This window comes from Streptomyces krungchingensis, from assembly GCF_054729265.1.
Window position 1 is genome coordinate 8,396,271 of sequence record NZ_JBPUKY010000001.1, and the last position, 23,905, is coordinate 8,420,175.

Consider the following 23,905-nt stretch of genomic DNA (forward strand, 5'->3'; position numbering starts at 1 on the left):
CGGATCATGCCGGGCCCGCGACGCCCGGCACCGCGCCTCGCGGCGTTCTCGTCAGTCGCCGATGCTCCGCATGGACTCCCTCCTCGGCGTTGCGATGCACGGCACCGGACGCCGCGGGCTGACCCGACCTGGTCCGAAAGACACGCCCCGGGCACCGGCCAGGGCGGGCGAACACCGTGATCCGCGCGCCCCGCACCCGTCGTGTGCCGCACTCCACGAAGTGCTCCGCGAGGGTCAGCCGCTTGACGGCCTCGCCCGGGGCCGCGTCGAGCGGCTGACCCGCCGGGTCGCGGACGGCCACGATGCGGGGCGCCGCCAGCATGCGCGCCCGGATCACCTCCGCGGGCACCTCCGTGCCGTACAGGGTGTGCGAGGCGACCGGATTCCGGTCCAGGGCCAGGTCGCGCAGCCCGCGCACCGAACCGGGATCCGGCAGGGACCACACCCGGCGCCGGGCCGGCATGAACAGCACACCGCCGCCGCCCGTCCTGGCCTGCGCGAGAGCGCGGGCGACCGCCGTGACGTCGTCGGTGCGGCTCTGCGGTGTGCGCAGCTGCAGGCTCGCGGGAAGCAGCGCGAGCACGGCGGCGCCCGCGCAGGCCGCCGCCACCACGCGGGTCCGCCGGGCCCGTACGAGCCGGTCCAGGGCGGCGCCGGCCAGGAGAGCGGTGCCGGCCTGGCAGTAGAGCACGTACCGGTCCACGTACAGGGGTTCGGCCAGGGACACCAGCAGCAGGAGCAGGGCGGGCAGCACGAGGAGGGACAGCGCGAGCACGGGCAGCCGGGCGCGGTGCGCGCCGCCGCGCCCGAGCGCCCGCGCACAGGCCAGGGCCAGGACGCCGGTGCCCGCGAAGCCGGCGATCGCCCCGGTGCCCGGCCGTCCGATCCAGGCCACCTGCGCCGACTGCCCCGCGCTGAGCACGGCGAGCGGCGCCACCGCGGCCAGGACCGCGGTGCCGGTCACGGCCCAGCCGCGGCGGACCGCGCGCGGCACCACCGGAGCGTGTCCCACCAGCGCCAGCACGGCGAACTCGTGCAGCAGGCACGCCGTGAGCAGCACCGCTCCGTAGCCCGCCCAGGCCCGGCGGCCCGGCCGCTCCACGGCCCGCACCAGCAGAAGGGTCGCCCAGACGACCAGGGCGCACACCAGGGCGTAGGACCGCCCCTCCTGCGCGTACCGCTGGACCTGCGGGAGCAGGGCGAACACGGTTCCCGACAGCAGCCCCGTGCCCGGCCCGGCCAGGCGCCGTCCGAGCGCGGCGACCGCGCCCGTCGCCGCCGCGGTGGCGAGGACCGAGGGAAGCCGCAGCACCAGCAGCGGGTCCAGTCCGCCGCACACCGCGAACAGCGCGTGCATCACCAGGTAGTACAGGCCGTGCACGGCGTCGGCACCGGCGAGCGTCGCCCACAGGTCCGGCAGGGCGCGCCGCGCCATGTCGTAGGTGACCGCCTCGTCGCGCCACAGTGTGCCGCCCCGCCGTACGCCCCAGAGCCCGAGGGCGAGGGACACGACGGTGGGAACGAGCACCGGGAGGGGTGCGCGGGGCGCGGGTGCCGTCAACCGTTCGGGGGCGTGCGGCGGTCTGGAAGTGTGTGTGGTGGCGATGACCGGCTCCGGTGCGTGGCGGAACCTCGCGGCCCCCGCTGACGGGGCCCGAGGGCGTACACCGCCGAGTCCAGACGCCGGACCATTGATGGGCAGCCCCGTCGCGCAGCACCCATCAATCCAGGTGGGAGCGTCGGGGCGGCCCGGGCCGCACCGAACGGGGGGAGGAACGGGTGGGACGTCGGGAGAAGCCGCTGGACCCGGCGGACGGCACGGTGCCGGCCTTCGCCCACGAGCTGCGCAAGCTCCGTGCCGACGCCGGGACCCCGACCTACCGCGCGATGGCCCGCCGCGCCGGCTACTCGGGGCCCACCCTGTCCGCCGCCGCGTCGGGCGAACGGCTGCCCACGCTGGCCGTGCTCCTCGCGTACGTCACCGCGTGCGGCGGCGACACCGCCGAGTGGGAGAAGCGCTGGCACGAGGCCGCCGCCGAGCGGGCGGACGCACCCGGGCAGGACGGCGCCGACAGCCCCTATCCGGGACTCGCCCGCTTCGAGCCCGCCGACCACGACCGCTTCCACGGCCGCGACGACCTGATCGCCGAACTGCTGGCCCTCACGGGCCGCGCCAGGTTCTCGGCGATCGTCGGTGCCTCCGGCAGCGGCAAGTCGTCCCTCCTCAGGGCGGGCCTGATCCCGGCACTGCGGCAGGAGACCTCCGGGGCGGCCGTGTCGCCGGGCACGGGACGCGAAGAGGCAGGAGCACCGGGCAGCCCAGGGGTGCCGCCGGGCGGTGGGCGTGGACTGCCGCGTCCCTCCCTCGTGCCCGCCGCCATCCGCATCCTCACCCCGGGCGCGCACCCCGACCGGACACCGGACGCGCTGTTCGTCCCGCACGACGCGCCGGGCGACACCCTGCTCGTCGTCGACCAGTTCGAGGAGGTCTTCACGCTCTGCGCCGACTCCGGTGAACGCGCCCGTTTCATCGACCGGTTGCTCACGGCCCTGGAGCCGGACAACGGACTGCGCGTGATCATCGGGGTGCGCGCCGACTTCTACGGGCGGTGCGCCGACCACGGCAGGCTGGCCGAGGCGCTGCGCGAATCCACGCTGCTCGTCGGGCCGATGACGCCGCAGCGGCTCCGCGAGGCGGTCGTGCGGCCCGCCGCGGCGCGGCGCGTCGTCGTCGAACGCGCCCTGACCGCACGGATCGTGGCGGACGTGACCGGTGAACCCGGTGGCCTGCCGCTGATGGCCCACGCCCTCCGGGAGACCTGGCGGCGCCGCAGCGCACGCACCCTCACCCTCGCGGCGTACGAGTCCGTCGGCGGGGTCCAGGGCGCCGTCGCGCACACCGCGGAAGAGGTGTACGGGCGCTGCACTCCCGCCGAGGCGGTCGCGGTCCGGGCGCTGCTGCTGCGCCTGGTCCACCCCGGCGACGGCGCCGAGGACACCCGGCGTCCGGTGCGCCGCGACGAACTCGGTGACACCGCGCCCACCGGGCGGCTGCTCGAACGACTCGTCGCTGCCCGCCTGTTGACCGTGGACGGCGACACCGTCGAGCTCGCCCACGAGGCCCTCATCAGCGCCTGGCCCCGTTTGCACGGTTGGCTGGACGAGGACCGCGAACGGCTGCGGACGCACCGCCGCCTCACCGAGGCGGCAGGCGTCTGGAGGGAGCTGGGCCGGGAGAGGGGCGCGCTCTACCGGGGTGTACGCCTGACCGAGGCCCGAGAGGAATTCAGCACGCGGCAGGGCGAGTTGAGCACACTGGAGCGGGACTTCCTGGCGGCGAGCGTGGCGGCGTACGAGCACGGTCGCCGCGCCGCGGCCCGTGCGGCGCGCCGGCTGCGGGCTCTGACGGCCGGGCTCGCCGTACTCCTCTGCCTCGCCGTCGTCGCGGGCGTCTTTGCCTGGCGGCAGAGCGGCGTGAGCGAACGGCAGCGGGACGAGGCCGAGGCCCGCCGCGTCGCCGCCTTCGCGGACACCCTGCGGCCCACGGATCCGCGTACCGCGATGCGCCTGGCGCTCGCGGCCTGGCGCACGGCCGATCTGCCCGAGACCCGCGAGGCGTTGCGCGCCGCTGCGGGCCAGAGCGAGCAGGACGCCTTCACCCAGCCCGTGCGGGACCGTGCCACCAACGCCCCTTCCTGGCTGAGCAGGGACGGCCGGCAGCTCACGACCGTCGTACGGGACCAGATCGTTCAGTGGGACGTCCGTACCCATCGGCGCACCCGCGCCGTGACGCTGCCCGGACTGTCGTGGGGGATCGTCGACGTCAGCCCCGACGGCCGCAGGATCGTGTACCGCGAACGCCGTGGCGGCGCCGTGGTCAGGGACCTCGCGACCCATGCCGTCCACCGCGTCGCACCGGGGGACTGGACGGACACCGACGCCGCGTTCGGCCCCGACGGCCGCACCCTCGTCGTACGACGCCCGGAACGGGACACCGGCGGCCGTCGCGCCACCGTCGAGGTGTGGGACGCCCGCCGGCAACGGGTCCTCTTCCGCCACCGCGACGGCGACCCCGACGGGCCGCTGCCGGTACTGAGCCGCGACGGCCGCCTCCTCGCCCGGTGCACGCACGACGGCGCGGAACTGCGCGTCTGGGACGTCGTCGAGCGGCACAGGATCGCCACGGACGTGCCCGCGCGGACCGCGCGGCTGCTGTGCGGCTCGGACGAGCCGGTCTTCACACCCGACAACCGCGCCCTGGCCGCCGGCACCGATGAGGGCGTCGTCACCTGGGACTTCCGCGCCGGCCGTGCCCGGCCCCTGTTGCCGACGCCCGGTGCGGCCGTCCACGCGGTGGAGTTCGACCCCACCGGCGGCTACGCCCTCACCTGGAGCCCGGGCGCACTGGCCCTGTGGCGGACGGACGCACCGGCACCCGCCGACGGCGGTCCCCGGCAGCCGCTCATCACCTTCCCCGTCGGCACCCCGGCCGTCACCGACATCCGGCTCGACCCGCGGGAGGGTGTCCTGCGCTACCGAGAGGGTTCGTCCGGGGCCGGGGTCGTGCACACGCTGCGTCTGCACGGACTCGTCGGTCCGGCCTGGTGGACGAGCCCGGCCGCCGACGCGGCGTTCGGCGCCCACGGGGAGCCCGCCGTCCCCGCGCAGGACCATGCGGCGCGGGCCGTCGCGGCGGACGGCAGCGTGCACATCGCCGTCGGCGTCCGGGACGGGATACGTGTCGTGCGGCAGGGCACGCGCCCCGGCGCCCGCACGGTCCGCACGGGTGACGACGACCCGAGAGCGATCGCCCCCTCCGGGCGTACCGTCCTGACCGCCGAAGGCGTGTTGATCGACGTGGCCTCGGGCGGGTGCAGGAAGGGGTTCGGCGGCGAGGATCTGCTCCGTACCGCGGCCTTCAGCGCCGACGGCCGTCTCGTGGCGGTCGCCGACCAGCAGGGGCGGCTCACCCTGTGGGACGGGGACGGGCGGCACCGGATCGCCGTGCTGACGGCCGCCGGCTCCACCGTCGATCCGCCCGTCCTCGCGTTCTCCTGGGACGGCTCGCTGCTGGCCGCGAGCACGTCGGACGGCTCGGTGCGGGTGTGGGAGACGGCGTCACCGCGGTTGCGCGGGGCGGAGCTGCCCGTCGGCGACGGCCCCGTCCTGGCGCTGGGATTCACCTCGGACAGCCGGGAGTTGCGGGTGGCGACCCCGCATCTCGGTGCGCGCACGGTCGAGTTGGCGCCCGCCGAGGCCACGTCGGTGGTGTGCGCGCGGGCGGGCGGCGGACCGACCCGGGACCAGTGGCGCGCGCACCTGCCCGACGTGCCGTTCCGGCGGACGTGTTGAGGTGTGCGGTGCCGCGACGGGACCCCTGTCTCCGGGCCTCCGCGGCGGGTGGGCGCCGGGCCCGGCGCCCCGCGCCGGTGCCGGACCGGGCTTCGAGGCCTTGACTTCGAGAGTGCTCCAAGTGATGAACTCGCGGCGTTCACCGAACTCATATGGGGGTAACCATGACCGACTCTCCTGTCGCGCTCATCACCGGGGGCGGGAGCGGTATCGGCGCCGCGGTCGCGCGGCGGCTGCTCGACGCCGGGCAGCGGGTGACCGTCACCGGCCGCGGCGAGGGGCGGCTGCACGCCTTCGCCGAGGAACTCGGGCGCCCCGAAGGCCTGTTGACGGTTCCCGGCGACGCGGCCGACTACGAGCACGTGTCGGCGGCGGTCGAGGCGACGCTGAAGGAGTTCGGGCGGCTCGACACCGTCGTCGCCAACGCCGGCTTCGCCACGCACGACACCGTCGCGGAGGGCGACCCGGCGGGGTGGCCCGAGATGGTGCTGACCAATGTGCTGGGTCCGGCGCTCCTCATCCGGGCCTCCATCGAGGCGCTGAAGGAGAGCAAGGGCCGGATCGTGCTGATCGGCAGCGTCGCCGGACACGTCTTCACGCCCGGCAACATCTACGGCGCGACCAAGTGGGCGGTGACCGGACTCGCCGAGAACACCAGGCGGCAGGTCACCGAGCACGGCGTCGGCGTGACGCTGATCTCGCCGGGCCGCGTGGAGACCCCGTTCTGGGACGCCTACGGCAGCCTGCCGCCGGGCCACCTGCTCACCGCGGACCAGCTCGCCGAGTCGATCGTCTGGGCGATGGGACAGCCGAGCGGTGTCGACGTGAACACCGTGGTCGTACGACCGGTCGGCCAGCCCGTCTGACCCGCCGCGCGAGCGCGAGGGGGAATCGCACGACCGGCCGCGCACGGCCTGCGATTCCCCCACGGCACCGGCAGGACAGGTCAGTTGTCCTGCAGGAACTTCTTCGCCAGGGAGTCACCCAGCGACACGGCCGCGCCGTGACTCTCTATGGGGGACACCTGCGAGTTCTTGAAGAGGATGTACGTCACGCCGGAGTCGGTGCCCCCGGTCTCCGGGTCCGGGTCGATGCCGAGCGCCTTCGCGGTGGCGTACGAGGCCTCGCCGATGATCTGCGTGGGGCCGGTGTCGCCGACGACCGCGTACTCGACCTTGTTGTTGTAGATGACGGCGACCACGCCGCCGCCCTTGATGCCCGCGCTCGTGTACTTCCAGATGCTGCTGGAGCTGGGCACCACCACGTAGGGCAGCGAGTCCGCGCGCAGCGGCTTGCCGTCGGACTGGTGGAAGGCGGTGTCGTCCTGGAACCAGGGGTCGGTGTCGCCGTTGCACTTCGTGGTGACCTGGCCGTCGCAGTCGATGTCCATGTCGGCCTTCCAGAACACCGCGCCGTTCTTGCCGCAGACGGGGACGGTGGCCGAGGTCTCCTCGTCGGTCCGGTACTTGCCGTTCGAGATCTGCGAGCAGGACGTCACCTTGGCGAGCAGGTCGGCCGCGCTGACCGAACCCTCCTGCGCCGATCGGGGGGTGGTGGTGCCGGAGGCACTGGCCGGGAGTGCCGCGGTGGCCAGGAGCGCGGCGCCCGCGGCCGCGGCGAGGGTCAGTGTTCGAGAACGCACTGTGGGGGACCCTTCTGTTAGGAAACTTTCCTTACCGGGTTGCCGTACAAGGTGGACCCGCTTGCATGACCGCGTCAACCCCTGCGGGGGACTTGGTCCGGTCCAAGCCGCCGGGGCTCGAAATGCCCGGGGAACCGGGGAGTTGGAAAGAACGCAGGCCCGGACGCACGGTGCGCGTCCGGGCCTGCAGGTGTCCGGGACGGCTCAGCCCATGTCGAACGTCGCCGGGTTGGGACCCAGGCGGCGGTCTTCGTTGAGCGCGCTGATCGCGGCGATGTCCTCGGCGTCCAGGGAGAAGTCGAACACGTCGATGTTCTCCTCGATCCGGGCCGGGGTCACGGACTTCGGGATCACGATGTTGCCCAGCTGGAGGTGCCAGCGCAGGACGATCTGAGCCGGAGTGCGGCCGTGCTTCTGGGAGATGGCGACGATCGCCGGGACCTCCAGGAGGCCCTTGCCCTGGCCGAGCGGGGACCAGGCCTCGGTGGCGATGCCCTGCTCGGCGTGGTACTCGCGGGCCGCGTGCTGCTGGAGGTGCGGGTGCAGCTCGATCTGGTTGACCGCCGGGATGACCGATGTCGCCTCGATCAGCTTCTCCAGGTGCTCCGGAAGGAAGTTGGAGACGCCGATGGCCTTCGCGCGGCCGTCCGCGTGAATCTTCTCGAAGGCCCGGTACGTGTCGACGTACGTGCCCCGGGACGGCAGCGGCCAGTGGATCAGATACAGGTCCACGTACTCCAGGCCGAGCTTCTCCAGTGACGTGTCGAAGGCGCGCAGCGTCGAGTCGTACCCCTGATCGCCGTTCCAGAGCTTCGTGGTGACGAAGAGGTCCTTGCGGGGGATGCCGGAGGCGGCGATGGCCTTGCCGGTGCCCTCTTCGTTGCCGTAGATCGCGGCGGTGTCGATGCTGCGGTACCCGGCCTCCAGCGCGGTGGCGACAGCCCGCTCCGCCTCGTCGTCCGGCACCTGCCAGACACCGAAGCCCAGCTGCGGCATCTCGACGCCGTTGTTCAGGATGATCGGGGGGACCTTGCTCACGAGCTCTCGATCCTTCAGTCGTCGGGTGGTACTCCCATGGTCAACGATCACGCGCCGTGATGCATTCCTGACCCGTGGATTCCCTGTGGATTCATGGTGGGGGCCGGGCGCCGGTGCCGCGCGTCGGCGGAGGTTGGCCGGAAAGGGATCCGGTCCCTCGGTCCGGACCATTGACCGGAACCCGTCATCCCGCGACTCTGTACGCATCGCTGAACATGTCGACGAACAACGTGCATGCATGTGAACGACCCTCGCTTGCGTCCGGGCCCGGCCCGACGCGCACACCCCCCACCAGGACGAGGTGAGTCAGTCATGAGCACATCCAGAAGAGCCCTGCTGGGCGCGGCGCTCGGCACCACGGCGGCGGCCGCGGCCGGCCTGCCTGCCGGCACCGCCCACGCCGCCTCCTGGCAGCTGAAGTGGTCCCCGTCGGCGAGCGCCGACGGCCTGGGCGCCTTCGAGACCGTCGAGGACGACCGCGCCGACTCGCACCCGGCGGGCCGGCCGCACATCCGGACGAGCGGCGACAACTGGCGGTTCACCATGCACACCGTCGACCGCGACACCTCCACGGACCGGCAGCGCCAGGAGGTCACCGGACTGCGCACGAGCGGCAGCAGCTACCTCAAGTGGCAGGAGGGTCAGACCTGGCGGGTCACCTACTCGATGTACATTCCGAGCTCGCTCAAGGCGACGACCACCTTCACCCACATCATGCAGATGAAGCAGCCCGGCAACGGGACCTCGCCCATCGTCGTCCAGTCCCTGCGGCGCGTGAACGGCGTGCAGACCGTCGAGCTCAAACTGGCCGTCGCCGACGTCCTCGTCGGCCGGACCGACCTGGAGCCGCTCCAGAACCGGTGGATCGACGTCGACTTCCAGATCAAGGTCGGCAACGGCTCGGCGGGTTCCGTGCGCTGGATCCTCAAGAACGGCGCGTCCACGGTCGTCGACGCGTCGAAGACGGGCGTCGACACCTTCCTCGCCGACCGGGTGCGGCCCAAGTGGGGCATCTACCGTTCCCTCGGCGACACCTCCGGATCCCTCCAGGACTGCTATCTGCTGCTCACGAACCTGCGCGGCTACCAACTTGTCTGAGAGCGGGGCAACTTGTCCGCACACTGCACGCTCCCACCTGGAACCGCCCAACGAGGAGCGTGCGATGACGGACCATCAGTGCGCGGTCGCGGTACCGAGGTACGCGTCCCTGACCTTCGGGTCGGCGCGCACCTCGGCGGCCGTACCCTCGGCGAGCACCCGCCCGAGGTCGAGCACGACGACGCGGGAGCAGAGTTCCATGACGAAGCCGACGTCGTGCTCGACGAGGAGGACGGCCGAGCCCTCGTCCGCGAGCCGGCGGACCACCGACGCCAGCAGCCGCACGTCCGACACCGGCCGACCGGTGCCGTCCGCCGGACGCCCGCCGTCCGGCGGGTGGCCCTCCCCGCCGGCGGTCATCCCGCTGGTGGGCTCGTCCAGCAGCAGCACCCGGGGCGGTTCCACGATCGCACGCGCCAGCTCGACCATCCGGGCCCGGCCCACCGGGAGGGTGCCCGCGTACACGGCGCTGACGTCGTCCAGCCCGCACTCGTGCAGGACGGCCGCCGCACGCTCCCGGCGGTCCCTCTCGAATCTGCGGCGCGTCGGCGCCGCCAGCAGATCGGCCGCCAGACCGCCGCCCCCGCCGTGCCACTCCTGCGCGACCAGGAGGTTGTCGGCCACGGTGAGCCGGCCGAAGAGCTGCTGTCGCTGGAAGGTGCGGCGCACGCCGTGACGGGCCCGCCAGACGGGCGACCGGCGCGTGATGTCCGCGCCGTCGAGCAGGATGCGCCCCGCGTCGGGGCGGCGGATCCCGGACAGCGCGTCGAAGAGCGTGGTCTTCCCGGCGCCGTTGGGGCCGATGAGCCCGCAGATCTCGCCGGGCCGCAGGGCGAGGCCGACGCCGTCGACCGCGCGGACACCGCCGTAGCGGACGCCGATGCCGACCGCTTCGAGCACCGGGGCGTTCATGACCGGGGCACCTCCTCGGCATCGGTCCTGGGCGTCCCGCCGGCCCCCGGCGCGGCGGCCCCGAGGTAGGCCTCGGTGAGCCGGTCGGCCCGCACCTGGTCGCGCGGACCGCACCAGGTCACCCTCCCCTGGCTCAGATGGGCCACCGTGTCGGCGACGTCGAGGACCTCGGTGGCCTTCTCCTCGACCAGCAGGACCGCGGTGCCCCGCTCCTTCAGTTCGGTCAGCAGCCGGAACACCTCGGCGACCAGGCGTGGGGCGAGCCCGAGTGAGGGCTCGTCCGCGATCAGCACCCGCGGCGGATTCTGCAGCAGCGGTGCGAGGGCGAGCAGCTGCTGCTCACCGCCGGAGAGGGAACCGGCGCCGACGCCGCGGCGCGCGGCGAGGGCGGGGAAGCGTGTGTACACGGCCTCGCGCGCCTCCTTCGCCGGGAGGTGCAGCGCGAGGTTCTCCTCGGCGGTGAGCGACGGGAAGATCCCGCGCCCCTCGGGCGCCAGCAGCACCCCGGCCCGCGACCGCCCGAGGGCCCGTTCCCGCGTCACGTCGACCCCGGCCACGTGCACCCGGCCGGTGAACGGTGTCAGCAGTCCGGCGGCGACGCCGCACACGGTGCTCTTCCCGGCGCCGTTGGGGCCGAGCAGGACGAGGATCTCGCCGGGGCGCACCGCGAGGTCGACGCCGTGCAGGACGGCGGCTCCCTCGTATCCGGCCCGGACGCCGCGCAGTTCGAGCACGGCACCGGGCGACGGGGGCGAGTCGGGCCCGGCCGGGGCGGGCGGCGCGGTGGCCGTGCGCCTGCGGTGGAGACGGGTGGACACGGCCGCCGCGTACCCGTCCGGGTCGTTGGCGAGCGCCAGACCCGCCAGACCGAACAGGACCACCGGCAGCTGCGCCGACTCGGTGACGTGGTCCGCCAGCAGATGCGGTACGACGACGTAGACGAGCCCGGCGACGACGGCGAACTGCGGACGCCGGACGCCCGCCGCCACGACGACCGCGAGCCAGATCAGCCCGGTCATCGCGGTGAAGTCCGTCGCCGTGACGCGGGTGCTGTACGACGCGTACAGCACTCCGCCGAACCCGGCGATCCCCGCCGACAGGGTGAACAGCAGGAGCTTCGTGCGGATCACCGACACGCCCGAGGCCATGGCCGCGGCGGGCGCCGAGCGCACGGCCAGCATCGCGCGCCCCGACGGCGAGTGCCGCAGTGCGCTGAGCCCGGCGACGGCCAGGGCGACGAGTACGGTCATCGCCACACCCATCGCCCGGTCGTCGCCGAGGTCCACCGGGCCGATGACGGGTCGGGGAACCGCCCACCCCGTGTCGCCGTTGCGCAGCAGGCCCGTCTGGAAGAGGACCTGGTCGGCGAGGAACGCCAGCGCCAGCGTCGCGAGGGCGAGCGCACGTCCGCCGAGGCGCAGCGCGGGCAGGGCCACCAGGGCGCCGAGTACGGCGGCGGCACAGGTCCCCGCGGCGAGGGCCGCCGCGAACGGCCAACCGTGGCTCATCAGCAGGCCCGCCACGAGCGCCGCCCCGGTCACGAAGGTGGCCTGCGCCAGGGACACCATCGCACCGAGCCCGGTCACCACGGTGAAGGACACGAACACCAGGGAGAGGGCGAGGCCCTGGGCGAGAAGGCCGCTCCAGAACGGGGTGGTGACCGTGTAGAAGGAGACGGCGAGCAGGATCCCGGCGACGGTCCACGGGCCCCAGCGCCGCGCCCACGAGCGGCCGGCGAGATAGTCGGCGGGCGGCGCGTCGGCGGCGGCGGTGCCCGCCGTCCGCTGCCGACGGGTCAGCACCAGCAGCCCGGCGAAGAGGATCAGGAACGGGACGGCCGTGCGGAATCCCGTGATGCCGTCGGCGAAGGACGCGTATCCGGCGACCAGGTTCTGCAGGACGCCGAGGCCGAGGCCGCCCGCGAAGGCCAGCGGCACGGAGGCGAAGCGGCCGAGGACCGCGGCGGTGGCCGAGACGAAGAGGAAGAGGGTGAAGTCGTGGGCGGACAGGCCCAGAAGGGGGGTGGCCAGGACGCCGGCGAGTCCGGCGAGCGCGGAGGACAGCATCCACGCGACCGACGACAAGCGGTCGGCGCTCATGCCGCGCAGTTCGACGAGCGAGCGGTTGTCCACCGTCGCGCGGAGCCGGAGGCCCAGCGGGGTGTGCCGCATGAGGACCCACAGGCCGACGGCGACCACCGCGGTCGTCACCCAGGTGATCAACTGATCGGAGTCGACGCCGACTCCGTCGACCGGCTGCCAGGACTTCGCGGGACTGGGGCCGACTCCGGGAAGCCCGAACTGGTTCTCCGCGGGCGCGACGGACACGCCCGCGTCCGCGAGGAGTTCGACGACCCACAGACCGAGGGCGGGCAGAGCCACCAACAGTCCGATGGTGGCGACGATCTGGGCGGTCTCGCCGACCCGGGCCAGCTTGCGGAACATCAGCCGGTCCAGGCCCAAGCCCAGCGCGGGCGCGAGGACGCACACCAGCAGCAGGGCCGTGGGCACGGCCGGCCAGCCGAAGCCGGAGTGCAGTTCGTGGAAGGTGAGCGCACACAGGTACGCGGTGGCGCCGTGCGCGAAGTTGAACAGCCCCGAAGCCGAGTACGACAGGACGAGTCCCGTGGCCAGCAGTGCGTAGAGCGCACCGGACACCAGCCCGCTCAGGACGAACCCCAGCAGGTCCGACATTCCCAACCCCCTTTGACGTCGGCTACTTGAAGGGGATGGGCGTGTAGCACTTGAAGGGCGCCGACACGACGTACCGGCCGTCCTTCAGCTGGACCAGGGCCCCGCAGCCGAACGACTCCTTGCGGCCCCTGGGTTCGGCCCGGTCGCCGACCATGGTGCCGGTGTCCGAGAAGGAGTTCGCGGCCTTCTGGAAGGAGGCCACCGTCAGGTCCTTGCCCGCCTTCTCGGCGATGGCCAGGAAGAGGTCGGCCGACATGTAGCCGGTCATCATGTGCATGTTGAGCGGAACGTCCTTGCCCGCCGCCTTCCTGATGTCCTGTTTGAACTGTGCCATCGCCGGGGTGTCCTGTTCGAACGGCTGGAAGGACAGCAGGATGTGCACCCCGTCGAGCGCCTTCTTCGTGGCGCTCTTGGCGAGCAGGGACGGGTCGTAGTCCGTCGGATCGGTGAGCACCCCGTCGTACCCGGTCCGTTTGAGAGCCGTGAACAGGCCGATGTTGTACGGGGTCTGCATCACGGACACCACCGCGTCGGGGGCCTTGCCGCCGTCGCTGCGCAGGATCTCCTTCGTGTACGCCGACCAGTCGCTCGGCACGGCTCCGGCGGGCACGGACGACTTGGCGAAGGTGACCTTGTAGCCGGCCGACGCGAAACTCTGCCGGTAGGTGCGGATGGCGAAGGTGCCGGCGTCGCTGTCGTTGGCCAGGATCGCCACCGACTTGCCCCGCGCACCGCCCGTGACCTGCTTGAGCCCCTCCGGCCAGGTCTGCGAGATGGTGCCCCCGGGCATCGGCACCATGCAGCCGCCGAAGCCGTAGATGTAGGTCGGCCCGCAGAAGGAGGGCAGGGTGCCCCAGCCGAAGGTGGGGACCTTCTCCTTCTGGAGGAAGTCCGCTCCGGAGAAGGTCGTCGAACTCATCGGAGCGATGGCGAACACCTTGTCCTGCTGGACGAGTTTGCGCGCCGCGGCGAGGTTCTTGGCCGGGTCCTGTCCGTCGTCCTCGGCTCCGAGGTAGTCGATGGTGCGGCCGTTGACACCGCCCTCGGCGTTCGCGCGGTCGAAGCGGGCCTTCGCCCCGAGATCGGTGTCCTTCTTCGAGTACCCGGTGGCGGTCGTCATCGAGACGATCCCGCCGACCTTGACGGAGTCCGCGGTCACCCCGCGGACGGAGCCGCCCGCCTTGTCCGAGCTCCCGCCACCGGCGGCCGAGTTGCAGGCGGTGGCGAGCAGCAGTGCGGCCACGGCGACGGTCATGGTGCGGATCGGTCGCGACACGGTCGGTCCCCCTCCTGAGAATGACCGAAAGTGTCCGTGGAATCTGACGGAGCGTCAATATCTGACGCATCGATAAATGACGAACCATCAGCAAGCAAGGCGTGGGTGATGGGGACCGGCGAGACATCGCGAAGGGCTGCGGGGGACGCGTCGGGGGAACCTCTGTGTGCGGGGGCTCCCCCGGGGCGCGGGCACCCTCCTGGGCACGCGCGCGTGCAGGGCCGCAGCCGCTCCGGCCTCCCGAGGTCGCGGGCCGGCGCGGGTGGAGTACGGGCGCGCGCGGAGCCCAGGCCCCGCCGCTACGAGGTCGCGGCCCGTCGCGGTGCCCGGTCTGGCTAGCCGCTTCTCCACGTAACGGAGGAGGCCGGCTGGGCGTGGTTTCCGGCACGCACAGGCCACAGAGAGCAGGAGCGACGCAATGAACCGGCCCGGCGCGCCCTTTCGGGGGCGCCGGGCCGGTTCGGATCGCTGGCCCCTTCTACGGGCCGGTGCCGGCGTCAGCTACCGGGTCAGCGGTGGCAATCGCGGTGGACGGGGCGCCAGACGCGGGTCCAATGGCCGGGGTGCCAGCGGTGGTGCCGGTCCCGGAATGCGGGCTGCCAGTGGCGCGCCCATTGGCCCCGCTCCTCCTGGCAGTGGTGCGACCCCGCCGGTGGCCGGTGGTTCTGCGGCGCGGCCGACGCGGTGCCGACCATGCCGACGACCGCGCCCGTGGCCAGCGCCACCGTCGCCGCCCCCAGGGCCGCAGCCCTCTTCAACCGGTTGATCATGTTCAGGCCTTTCCGTACGAACCGGGGCTGGCGCCCCGTCACTGCCCGAACCGTTCGGCCGGGCACGCTCTGATCCTTGCCCTCCGACACGGCCAAATCGCCATAGAACACCGCCTGTTATGAAATACCAATCAATTTCTCATTGCTCTCAAATACTCATATAAATACGGCAATAGGGCGTAGCGGGATGGTCAGCTGCCAGGAGTCGTGAGCGAGCCGCTCCGGCTGAGGGGCATTGCCGACCGAGCTGCACACGCCGCTTGATCATCCGGTCGACGCCGACGCCAGAATCGGGTTGATCAGGGAAAAGCGAGGCGAGCAGGGTGATTCACCTGAGCGAGTTGCCAACCCGGCCGAGCCCCCTCACCGCCGGGTGTGAGCAGGTGAGGAACAGGAACCCACCGCGCCAGGCGCATGCCGGTTTGCCGTCGAGAGGGGGCCTCGGCGACGGCGCTGACCGCGGCGTCCGCGCCTCAGACCAGTCCTTCGCAGTTCACGGCTTTGGCGAAGCGGAAGGGAACCACTCTCTTCCAAGCCCGTGGCTGCTTTGCGCGTGCCGCGGTCGTGCCACATAGGGCGGTCAGTCACGGTCGACGACGGCTCGACACAGCCGGAACGCGCCGCCGGTCCGGGCTGCCGCTAGGGGGTTTCGTTTGGATCAGCCCGGGTCCGCGACGCCCGGCACGGCACCTCGCCGCGTTGTGGGACCACCCGAGTACGACCGGTACGCGGGTGATCCTCCGCCTTGCGATGCACCGCACCGGACGCCGCGGCCTGATCCGACCTGATCCGAACGAAACCCCCTAAGCCTGGTACAGGGCCTCGACCTCGGTCGAGTACGCCTTCTCGATCGCCTTCCGCTTCAGCTTCAGCGACGGCGTCAGCAGCCCGTGCTCCTCGGTGAACTGGTGGGCCAGTATCCGGAACGTGCGGATCGACTCCGCCTGGGAGACCAGCGTGTTCGCGGCGACCACCGCGCGCCGCACTTCGGTCTCCAGGTCGGGATCGCGCACCAGCTCGGCGGGCGACAACTGCGGCTTTCCGCGCATCCCGAGCCAGTGCTCGACGGCCTCGGAGTCGAGAGTGACCAGCGCGGCGATGTAGGGCTTGTCGTTGCCGACGACGATGCACTGCGCGACCAGCGGGTGGTCGCGCACCCGCTCCTCCAGGATCCCCGGCGAGACGCTCTTGCCGCCGGAGGTCACCAGGATCTCCTTCTTGCGCCCGGTGATGGTGAGGTAGCCGTCCTCGTCGAGCGAGCCCAGGTCGCCGGTGGCGAGCCAGCCGTCGTGCAGGGTGGCGTCGGTGGCCTTGGGGTCGTTCAGGTATCCCTGGAAGACGTTGCCGCCGTGCAGCCAGATCTCGCCGTCGTCGGCGATGTGCACCGTCGTGCCGGGGATCGCCTGCCCGACGGTGCCGAACCGGGTGCGCTCGGGCGGGTTGGCCGTCGCGGCGGCCGTGGACTCGGTGAGCCCGTATCCCTCGTAGATGAACACGCCGGCGCCCGCGAAGAACAGTCCGAGCCGCCGGTCCATCGCCGAGCCGCCCGACATGGCGTGCTTGACGCGCCCGCCCATCGCGGCCCGCACCTTGGAGTAGACGAGCTTGTCGAAGAGCTGGTGCTGCATCCGCAGGCTCGCGGACGGGCCGGGGCCGATGCCCCACGCCTTCGCCTCCACCGCGTCGGCGTAGCGCACGGCGACCTCGACGGCCTTCTCGAACGGCCCCGACTTGCCTTCCTTCTCGGCCTTGCGGCGGGCGGCGTTGAAGACCTTCTCGAAGATGTACGGGACGGCGAGGAAGAACGTCGGCCGGAAGGCGGCCAGGTCGGGCAGCAGGGCGGCCGCGTTCAGCTGCGGCTGGTGGCCGAACTTGACCTTCCCGCGGAACGCGGCGACCTGCACCATGCGCCCGAAGACGTGCGCGAGCGGCAGGAACAGCAGGGTGGCCGCCTGGTCGCCGCGCTTGGAGTGGAAGACGGGCTCCCAGCGTTCGATGACGGTGTCCGCCTCGAACATGAAGTTCGAGTGGGACAGGACGCAGCCCTTGGGGCGCCCGGTGGTGCCCGAGGTGTAGATGATCGTCGCGATCGACTCCGGCGTGACCGCCCGGCGGTGCCGGTGCACCACCTCGTCGTCGATGTGCGCGCCCGCCTCGTACAGCTCCTGGACCGCGCCGACGTCGAGCTGCCAGAGCTGGTGCAGCTGCGGGAGCCGGTCCACGACCGTGGCGATGGTCATCGCGTGGTCCTCGTGCTCCACCATGATCGCCGACACCTGGGCGTCGTGCAGCATCCAGAAGACCTGCTCGGCGGAGGAGGTGGGGTAGACGGGCACGACCTGGGCGCCGATCGTCCACAGCGCGAAGTCGAAGAGCGTCCACTCGTACCGGGTGCGGCACATGATCGCGACCCGGTCGCCGAAGCGGATGCCGTGGGCCAGCAGGCCCTTGGCGAGCGCGAGCACCTCGTCACGGAACTCGGCGGACGTGACGTCGCGCCACTGGCCCTGGTCGTCCTTGCGTCCGAGTGCGACGTGGAGGGGGTCTTCCTGGGCATGGTCGAAGACGACGTCAGCCAGGCCGCCCACCGGCGGCGCCGACGCCAATGGGGGGTTGGTGAACTCGCGCAATCCCGCTCCTTGTGGCGCTCCGCACAGCGCCGTGAAAGCTACCCCACCCGGCCGCCGGGCGGGAGAGGGCTCGGACCACCGGGCGTCCCGGCGAATGCACAGGTCAGCCGCGGAAATGCCCTCACAAGGGGAAGGGCCGGACAGAATCCCTTACGGTTCCGTAAGCTTCTGGCCCGCAATCTCCACGGAATCTGTACGACCCGATTACGGTGGACGGCGTCTTGTAAACCGGATGTGGAGCATCCGATTCCGCGAGAGCGAAGCCTCGGCGGATCCTCTGCCCGAAGATCCGGAACCTATGCCTCCACCCCGCACGACCTGCCTCTCTGCTTCGGCTCGGCCCAGGACGGGCTGTTCGTGCCGCCGTGCGGGCCCGGTCGTTGACGTGCGGGCAGCGGGCAGCGGGCAGCGGGCAGCGGGCAGCGGGCAGCGGGCGGCGGGCGGCGGGCGGCGGGCGGCGGGCGGCGGGCGGCGGGCGGCGGGCGGCGGGCGGCAGGCAGCGGCTTGCAGGCTGTGCGCGTTGCGGATCGCGGGCTGCGGGGGAGAGGCGGCCGTCGACCGCGGGACGGGGCGGTTTCCGGGGCGATCGCCCCGGAAACCGCCCCCGTCCCGGCCGGGTGACACTGCGCGGCGCCGTCACCGCACCGCCCGTGTCACCCGCGCGGTGCCGCCACCGGCTCGCCCGGTGCCTCGACCGGGTTCGCCACGGGGCGCGGTGTCCGCACCAGCACCAGTACCAGCGCCCCGGCGACCATTCCCGTCACTCCCGCGGCCACCGATGCCGTGTCGAGCCCGGAGGCGAAGGCCGCCCGCAGCGTGTGCTCGGGGAACGCGCCGCGCAGGGCCCCCGCGCCGCCGCCCGCGAGCGTGTGCGCCGCGTCGTGCGGCAGCGTGTCGCGCATCCGGGACGTCAGGACCGTGCCGAAGACCGCGACGCCGAGGGCGTAGCCGAGCTGCCGGACCGTGTTGACCGCGCCGGCCGCCATGCCCGCCCGCTCGGGCGGCACCGCGGCGAGCGCGGCGCCCGCGATCGCGGGGGAGACGAAGCCGGTGCCGATGCCCACCAGCACCAGGCCCGGCACCAGTGCCGTCCACCCGCTGCCCGCGTCCAGGACGGCCTGGCAGATCGCGCCCGAGCCGATCAGCAGCAGCCCGCCGCCGATCGTCAGCCGGGCCGGAACCCCGTGCAGCAGCTTGCCGGCGAGGATCGCGACCACCACGGACGCGCCCGTCATGGGCAGCAGCGTGAGCCCGCCGCGCACCGGACTCATGTCCAGCACCGTCTGCATCCAGATCGACAGGTACGGGACGACCCCGAACGCCACCCCGTTGAAGGCGAGCGCGCCCGCCATCACCCCCACGAACGAGGGCGTGCGCAGCAGGGACAGGTCGAGCAGCGGGTGAGCCACTCGCTGCTCGACGAGGACGAACCCGACGGCGGCCAGCGCCGCGACGGCGAACGAACCCGAGGTGACCGCCGACGTCCAGCCGTCGGAACCGGCCCGCACCACCCCGTACGTGGTCGCTCCGGCGAAGCACGCGAACGCCGCCGTGCCCGCCCAGTCGATGCGCATGCCGCGCGGCCCGCGCGACTCCGGCACCACGCGCAGGGTCAGCCACACCGACGCCACGCTGACCGGCAGATTCACGAAGAAGATCCAGCGCCAGCCGGGCCCCTCGGTGAGCAGACCGCCCAGCACCGGCCCGACCGCCGCGGCGCCGCCGCTGACCGCGCCCCACACGCCGAGCGCCGCCGACCGCTGCCGCCCCCGGTAGACGGAACCGAGCAGCGGCAGCGTCGTCGCGAACATCGCCGCCGCGCCCACACCCTGCAGACCCCGCGCGGCCACCAGCATTCCCGGCCCCGACGCCAGCCCGCACAGCAGCGACGCCCCCGCGAACAGCACGACGCCCGCCACGTGCACACGGCGCCTTCCGAGGATGTCGGCCGCCGCCCCGACTCCCAGCAGCAGTGCGGCGAGCGCGAGCGCGTACCCGTCGATCACCCATTGCAGATCGCTCAGCGACGCGTCCAGCGCCCGCGCCATGTCCGGCAGCGCGACGACGGCGATCGTCACGTCCAGCAGCAACATGAACGTGCCCAGGCATATCGCCGTGAGCGGCCCCCATGTACGCATGTCCTCAACTCCTCGTGCCACGGATGCGTATGCCTCCGTACGATGAGCTCCGGACGGATGATCGCGGTCGTCGCGGGGATCGGATCGACGGAATCCGACAGAGGAGGGTCTCGTACCGATGGAATCCCACACGGGCGACGAACTCGACCTGCGGCTGCTCGCCGCGCTGGAGGTCAACGCCCGGGCGCCGTTCAGCCGCATCGCCGAGGTGCTCGGGGTCTCCGACCAGACCGTCGCACGGCGCTACCGCAGACTGTGCGCGGAGGGCGGGCTGCGCGTCGTCGCCGTCCGCGACGCCCAGCGGCTCGGCCAGGACCACTGGATGCTGCGGCTGCGCTGCGCCCCCGACAGCGCGCACGCCATCGCCGACGCGCTGGCCAAGCGCCCCGACACGGCGTGGATCGGGCTCGCCTCGGGCGGCACCGAGGTCGTCTGCATGACGCGTCCGCGCAGCCCCGGTGACCACGACGACCTGCTGCTCGGGAAGCTGCCGCGCACCCCGAGCATCATGGAGATCCGCGCCCACCAACTGCTCCACCGCTTCTTCGGCGGCCCCAACGGCTGGCTCGGCAAGTTCGCCGTACTGACGGACGACCAGATCGCCGCGCTGCGCCGCGACGTGCCCGAGGCCGACGGCACGGCCGGCACCGTCGTGATCGACCCCGAGGACGAGCCGCTGGTCGCCGCCCTGGAGCGGGACGGACGCGCGACCTATCCCGAACTCCAGCGGGCCACCGGCCGCTCGGAGTCCGCGGTCAAGCGCCGCCTGGCCGGACTGCTCGCCTCCGACGCCGTCTACATCGACATCGAGTACCACTCCGAGCTGCTCGGCCACCCCCTCGCCGCCTGCCTGTGGATCACGGCGGCCCCCGCGGCCCTGCGGTCCGTCGGTGAGGCCCTCGCCACCCACGACGAGGTCGCCTTCGCCGCCGCGACCGCGGGGCCCTCCAACATCGTCGTCACTGCCGTCACCCGCGACACGGCCGGCCTCTACGGTTATCTCAGCGAGGGGATCGGCCGTCTCGATGGCGTCCAGCACGTCGAGACGACGCCGTTCCTGCGCCGGGTCAAGCAGCTCACCTACGCGAAGGTGCTCTGACCGCGGCCGGGCGGCTGTGTCACACGCGCCGTCCGCGGTGCAGCCGGTCGCCGCCGGCCAGGATCGCCGCCGCCAGCGCGTCCGCGGCGCCCTGCGCGGACGTGCGCCGCCGCCCGTGCACCAGCACGAAGTCGACCTCGCCGAGCTCCGGCAGCCCCGCCCGTTCCGGTACGCGGACCAGGCCCGGCGGGATCAGCCCCCGGGAGTGCGCCATCACGCCGAGGCCCGCGCGGGCCGCCGCGATCAGGCCGTTGAGGCTGCCGCTGGTGCAGGCGATGCGCCAGGGGCGGCCCTGGCGCTCCAGAGCCTCCAGGGCGAGCGCGCGGGTGATGCCCGGCGGCGGGTAGACGATCAGCGGGACGGGCCGGTCGGGGTCGAGGCGCAGCCGCTCGGCACCGATCCACACCAGCCCGTCGTGCCAGACGAGCTCGCCGCGCGGGTCCTCGGGCCGCCGCTTCGCCAGCACCAGGTCGAGCTTGCCCGCGGCGAGCTGCTCGTGGAGCGTGCCCGACAGTTCGACCGTCAGCTCCAGGTCCACCTCGGGATGGTCGTACCGGAAGCCCTCCAGGATCTCCGGGAGCCGGGTGAGGACGAAGTCCTCGGAGGCGCCGAACCGCAGCCTGCCGCGCAGCCGCGTCCCGGTGAAGAACGCCGTGGCCTGCTCGTGCACGGCCAGGATCCGGCGGGCGAAGCCGAGCATCGCCTCGCCGTCCTCCGTGAGCTCCACGGAGTGCGTGTCGCGGGAGAACAGCTGGCGTCCGGCGGCGTCCTCCAGGCGGCGCACGTGCTGGCTGACCGTGGACTGCCGCAGCCCGAGCCGGCGGGCGGCCTGAGTGAAGCTGAGCGTCTGGGCCACCGCCAGGAACGTACGCAGCTGGGAGGGGTCGTACACGGCGCCACGTTATCGCGAATCGTGATGACAGTCAGAACGGTATGACGGATTCCCGATCGCGGTCCGGGAGAGGACGATGGAGAGGGCACGACCCGACCTCGTGCGACCGACACGACCGACGTACAGAACCGAGCAGTGGAGCACCGTGAAACGCCTGAAGTGGCCGAGCCGGCTGCCGATCGACCCGTACATCCTGCTGTTGCTGGGGACGGTGGGCCTCGCGGCCCTCTTCCCCGCGCGGGGTACGGCCGCCGACGTCGCGTCGGGCGCGTCCACGGCCGCCATCGCCTTCCTCTTCTTCCTCTACGGGGCGCGTCTGTCGACCCGTGAGGCGCTGGAGGGGTTCAAGCACTGGCGGCTCCACGGCACGGTCCTGGCCTGCACCTTCGTCGTCTTCCCGCTGCTGGGCCTGGCCGCCCGCGGGCTGGAACCGGTGTTCCTGACGCACGACCTCTACACCGGACTGCTCTTCCTCACGCTGGTGCCCTCGACCATCCAGTCGTCGATCGCGTTCACCTCCATCGCGCGCGGCAACGTGCCCGCCGCGATCTGCGCGGGATCCTTCTCCTCGCTGGCGGGCATCGTCATCACCCCGCTGCTCGCCGCGGCCCTGCTCGGCAACAGCGGCGGCGGCTTCTCCAGCGACTCGCTCGTCAAGATCGTGCTGCAACTGCTGGTGCCGTTCCTCGCGGGCCAGGTACTGCGCCGCTGGATCGGCGGGTTCATCACCCGGCACAAGAAGGTGCTCGGATACGTCGACCGCGGCTCGATCCTGCTCGTCGTCTACACCGCGTTCAGTGAGGGCATGGTGCAGGGCATCTGGCACCAGGTGAGCCCGGTGCGGCTGGCGGGACTGCTGCTCGTCGAGGCCGTGCTGCTCGCCGTGATGCTCACGCTCACCTGGTACGGCACGAAGGCGCTCCGCTTCGGCCGGGAGGACCGGATCGCGATCCAGTTCGCCGGGTCGAAGAAGTCCCTCGCCTCCGGACTCCCCATGGCCGGCGTGCTCTTCGGCGCGCACGCCTCGCTGGCCGTGCTGCCGCTGATGCTCTTCCACCAGATGCAGCTCATGGTGTGCGCGGTGATCGCCAAACGCCGGGCCCGCGACCCCGAGGCCGCTACGCCCCCGCGCCGGTCAGCCGGAGCGTCACGAATCGCGGTCGGTACAGGGACACGTTCCGGCTGATGTTCGCCTGCGCGGTGGCGCCCGCCGAGGTCAGCCAGTTCACGTCGTAGCTGAGCACGATCCGGTCGCCGTCGCCCAGCTCCGGATGGACCTGCGGGTTGTACGCGGCCACGTCGCCGTCGGGGAGCGCCGGGCTGAAGCCGCGGACGGGCCCGTGCCAGGGGCCGGTCGGTGAACACGCCCAGTACGACGTGATCGTCGTCAGCCCCGCGGTGCCCGCCGCCATGGTGAACAGGACGTACGTGCCGCCGTCGCGCAGCACCGTGAACGCGCTGCCCACCCCCGTGCGCCGCCCGTCCCCGAGGACCGGCGCCGGGCGCCCCCGCACCGTCCAGGCCGAGCCGTCCCAGTACTCCCAGGCGCCCGGCTCCGCGAGCCTGCCGTGCGGCACCCGCGCGACGTAGGCCCGCGACACCGGGCGTGCGGCGGCCTGCCCGTCGTCGCCGCCGAAGACGTACGTCCACTCGCCCGCGTCGACCGCCGAGGTGCCGAACAGCACCCGCCGGGAGGCGTCGGCGACGGCACGCTGGTCCAGGACGGTGGTGATGCCTTCGAGGCGCAGGTCCGGCAGGGAGAGGGTGGCGACCTCGGTGGCGGTCGGCACGCCGTAGATCCAGGGTGCCGGGCCGGCCGTGCGGGTCCACAGCAGGACGCGGACGACCTGGTCCGCGGAGCCGGGGGAGCGGGGCTCCACCCGGGCGGCGACCGGCCAGCGCCACTGCTGCGGCGCCGGGTCGGGGAAGACCGGGGCCGGCAGGGTCGTCCGCAGCCGTCCGCCGCGGGACATCACGACGGCGGAGTTGCGGACGAGCGGGGTGTTCGTGTCGCGCCAGGCGTACGACTCGCCGACCGGGTTCGGCGGCCCGTGCACCTGGCCGAGGTAGGTGTCCGAGAAGAGCCACAGCACCCGCCCGTCGGGCAGCCGCACCGAGTGGGTGCCGTCGCCGCCGGTCCAGTCGTCGGTGCGCGTCGGGTCGTCCCCGTAGCGGGCGAACTCGCCCGTGAGCGCGGCGTCCGCGCTCCAGGACCGCGGCGTGCGGGGCGCGCACGTGCCGCCGCCCTCCCGGTCGCGGTCCGGGAGGGCGGCGAGCAGCACGGCCGTGCAGACCAGGGCCAGCAGGAGGCCGGTCCCGGTCGCGTTCCGCCGTCGTGCTCGTGCGTCGTCGGGCACGGACGGGA

At 72.8% G+C, this 23,905-nt stretch carries 16 protein-coding genes; 5 read left to right on the top strand and 11 right to left on the bottom strand.

What is annotated here, in order from left to right; translation table 11 throughout:
* Positions 1-4: 4 nt before the first annotated feature.
* The gene (locus tag ACSYGO_RS36535) at positions 5-1,528 is read right to left on the bottom strand and encodes a glycosyltransferase family 39 protein (protein ID WP_460389197.1); all 1,524 of its coding nucleotides are present in this window, start codon (positions 1,526-1,528) and stop codon (positions 5-7) included.
* 251 nt (positions 1,529-1,779) lie between these two features.
* Here ACSYGO_RS36535 and ACSYGO_RS36540 point away from each other — a divergent pair, with 251 nt between their 5' ends.
* A complete protein-coding gene (locus tag ACSYGO_RS36540) occupies positions 1,780-5,352 on the top strand; it encodes an nSTAND1 domain-containing NTPase (protein WP_460389199.1) in 3,573 nt (1,190 codons plus the stop codon).
* A 164-nt stretch (positions 5,353-5,516) separates the two neighbouring features.
* The gene (locus ACSYGO_RS36545; RefSeq protein ID WP_460389200.1) at positions 5,517-6,218 is read left to right on the top strand and encodes an SDR family oxidoreductase; all 702 of its coding nucleotides are present in this window, start codon (positions 5,517-5,519) and stop codon (positions 6,216-6,218) included.
* A gap of 80 nt (positions 6,219-6,298) precedes the next feature.
* Here the strand turns inward: ACSYGO_RS36545 and ACSYGO_RS36550 are convergent, their stop codons facing one another.
* Together ACSYGO_RS36550 and ACSYGO_RS36555 are read right to left on the bottom strand one after the other, a co-directional pair.
* On the bottom strand, positions 6,299-6,994 hold the full coding sequence (locus ACSYGO_RS36550) for a glycoside hydrolase family 75 protein (protein WP_426680850.1): 696 nt from the start codon (positions 6,992-6,994) through the stop codon (positions 6,299-6,301).
* Between the two features lie 204 nt (positions 6,995-7,198).
* Positions 7,199-7,990: an aldo/keto reductase gene (locus tag ACSYGO_RS36555; RefSeq protein ID WP_460389806.1), complete on the bottom strand. Its 792-nt coding sequence runs from the start codon at positions 7,988-7,990 to the stop codon at positions 7,199-7,201.
* A 354-nt stretch (positions 7,991-8,344) separates the two neighbouring features.
* On the opposite strand from ACSYGO_RS36555, the gene ACSYGO_RS36560 reads away from it, so the two are divergent.
* Positions 8,345-9,130 carry a heparin lyase I family protein gene (locus ACSYGO_RS36560; protein ID WP_432176025.1) on the top strand — a complete coding sequence of 262 codons (786 nt, stop codon included), beginning with the start codon at positions 8,345-8,347 and terminating at the stop codon, positions 9,128-9,130.
* Positions 9,131-9,205: 75 nt separating this feature from the next.
* Here ACSYGO_RS36560 and ACSYGO_RS36565 read toward each other — a convergent pair whose 3' ends face one another.
* The 6 genes from ACSYGO_RS36565 to ACSYGO_RS36590 form a co-directional block, all read right to left on the bottom strand.
* Positions 9,206-10,042: an ABC transporter ATP-binding protein gene (locus tag ACSYGO_RS36565; protein WP_432176026.1), complete on the bottom strand. Its 837-nt coding sequence runs from the start codon at positions 10,040-10,042 to the stop codon at positions 9,206-9,208.
* On the bottom strand, positions 10,039-12,735 hold the full coding sequence (locus ACSYGO_RS36570) for an ABC transporter permease subunit (RefSeq protein ID WP_460389203.1): 2,697 nt from the start codon (positions 12,733-12,735) through the stop codon (positions 10,039-10,041). The genes ACSYGO_RS36565 and ACSYGO_RS36570 overlap by 4 nt, the downstream gene beginning before the upstream one ends.
* Before the next feature lie 22 nt (positions 12,736-12,757).
* Positions 12,758-14,011, bottom strand: a complete 1,254-nt coding sequence (locus ACSYGO_RS36575) for an ABC transporter substrate-binding protein (protein ID WP_426680846.1) — start codon at positions 14,009-14,011, stop codon at positions 12,758-12,760.
* Positions 14,012-14,520: 509 nt separating this feature from the next.
* Positions 14,521-14,781: a hypothetical protein gene (locus ACSYGO_RS36580; protein ID WP_426680845.1), complete on the bottom strand. Its 261-nt coding sequence runs from the start codon at positions 14,779-14,781 to the stop codon at positions 14,521-14,523.
* Between the two features lie 803 nt (positions 14,782-15,584).
* The gene (locus tag ACSYGO_RS36585; protein ID WP_426680843.1) at positions 15,585-17,411 is read right to left on the bottom strand and encodes an AMP-dependent synthetase/ligase; all 1,827 of its coding nucleotides are present in this window, start codon (positions 17,409-17,411) and stop codon (positions 15,585-15,587) included.
* A gap of 653 nt (positions 17,412-18,064) precedes the next feature.
* Positions 18,065-19,549: an MFS transporter gene (locus ACSYGO_RS36590; protein WP_460389205.1), complete on the bottom strand. Its 1,485-nt coding sequence runs from the start codon at positions 19,547-19,549 to the stop codon at positions 18,065-18,067.
* 118 nt (positions 19,550-19,667) lie between these two features.
* Here ACSYGO_RS36590 and ACSYGO_RS36595 point away from each other — a divergent pair, with 118 nt between their 5' ends.
* Positions 19,668-20,648: an Lrp/AsnC family transcriptional regulator gene (locus ACSYGO_RS36595; RefSeq protein ID WP_460389206.1), complete on the top strand. Its 981-nt coding sequence runs from the start codon at positions 19,668-19,670 to the stop codon at positions 20,646-20,648.
* A gap of 19 nt (positions 20,649-20,667) precedes the next feature.
* On the opposite strand, the gene ACSYGO_RS36600 is transcribed toward ACSYGO_RS36595, so the two are convergent.
* Positions 20,668-21,540, bottom strand: coding sequence for a LysR substrate-binding domain-containing protein (locus ACSYGO_RS36600; protein WP_028801803.1), 873 nt, complete (start codon positions 21,538-21,540; stop codon positions 20,668-20,670).
* 145 nt (positions 21,541-21,685) lie between these two features.
* On the opposite strand from ACSYGO_RS36600, the gene ACSYGO_RS36605 reads away from it, so the two are divergent.
* Entirely contained in the window at positions 21,686-22,726 is a 1,041-nt protein-coding gene (locus tag ACSYGO_RS36605; protein WP_426681637.1) for a bile acid:sodium symporter family protein, read from the top strand.
* Here the strand turns inward: ACSYGO_RS36605 and ACSYGO_RS36610 are convergent.
* The gene (locus ACSYGO_RS36610) at positions 22,659-23,897 is read right to left on the bottom strand and encodes a DUF4185 domain-containing protein (protein ID WP_460389208.1); all 1,239 of its coding nucleotides are present in this window, start codon (positions 23,895-23,897) and stop codon (positions 22,659-22,661) included. The genes ACSYGO_RS36605 and ACSYGO_RS36610 overlap by 68 nt on opposite strands.
* Between the last annotated feature and the right edge of the window lie 8 nt (positions 23,898-23,905).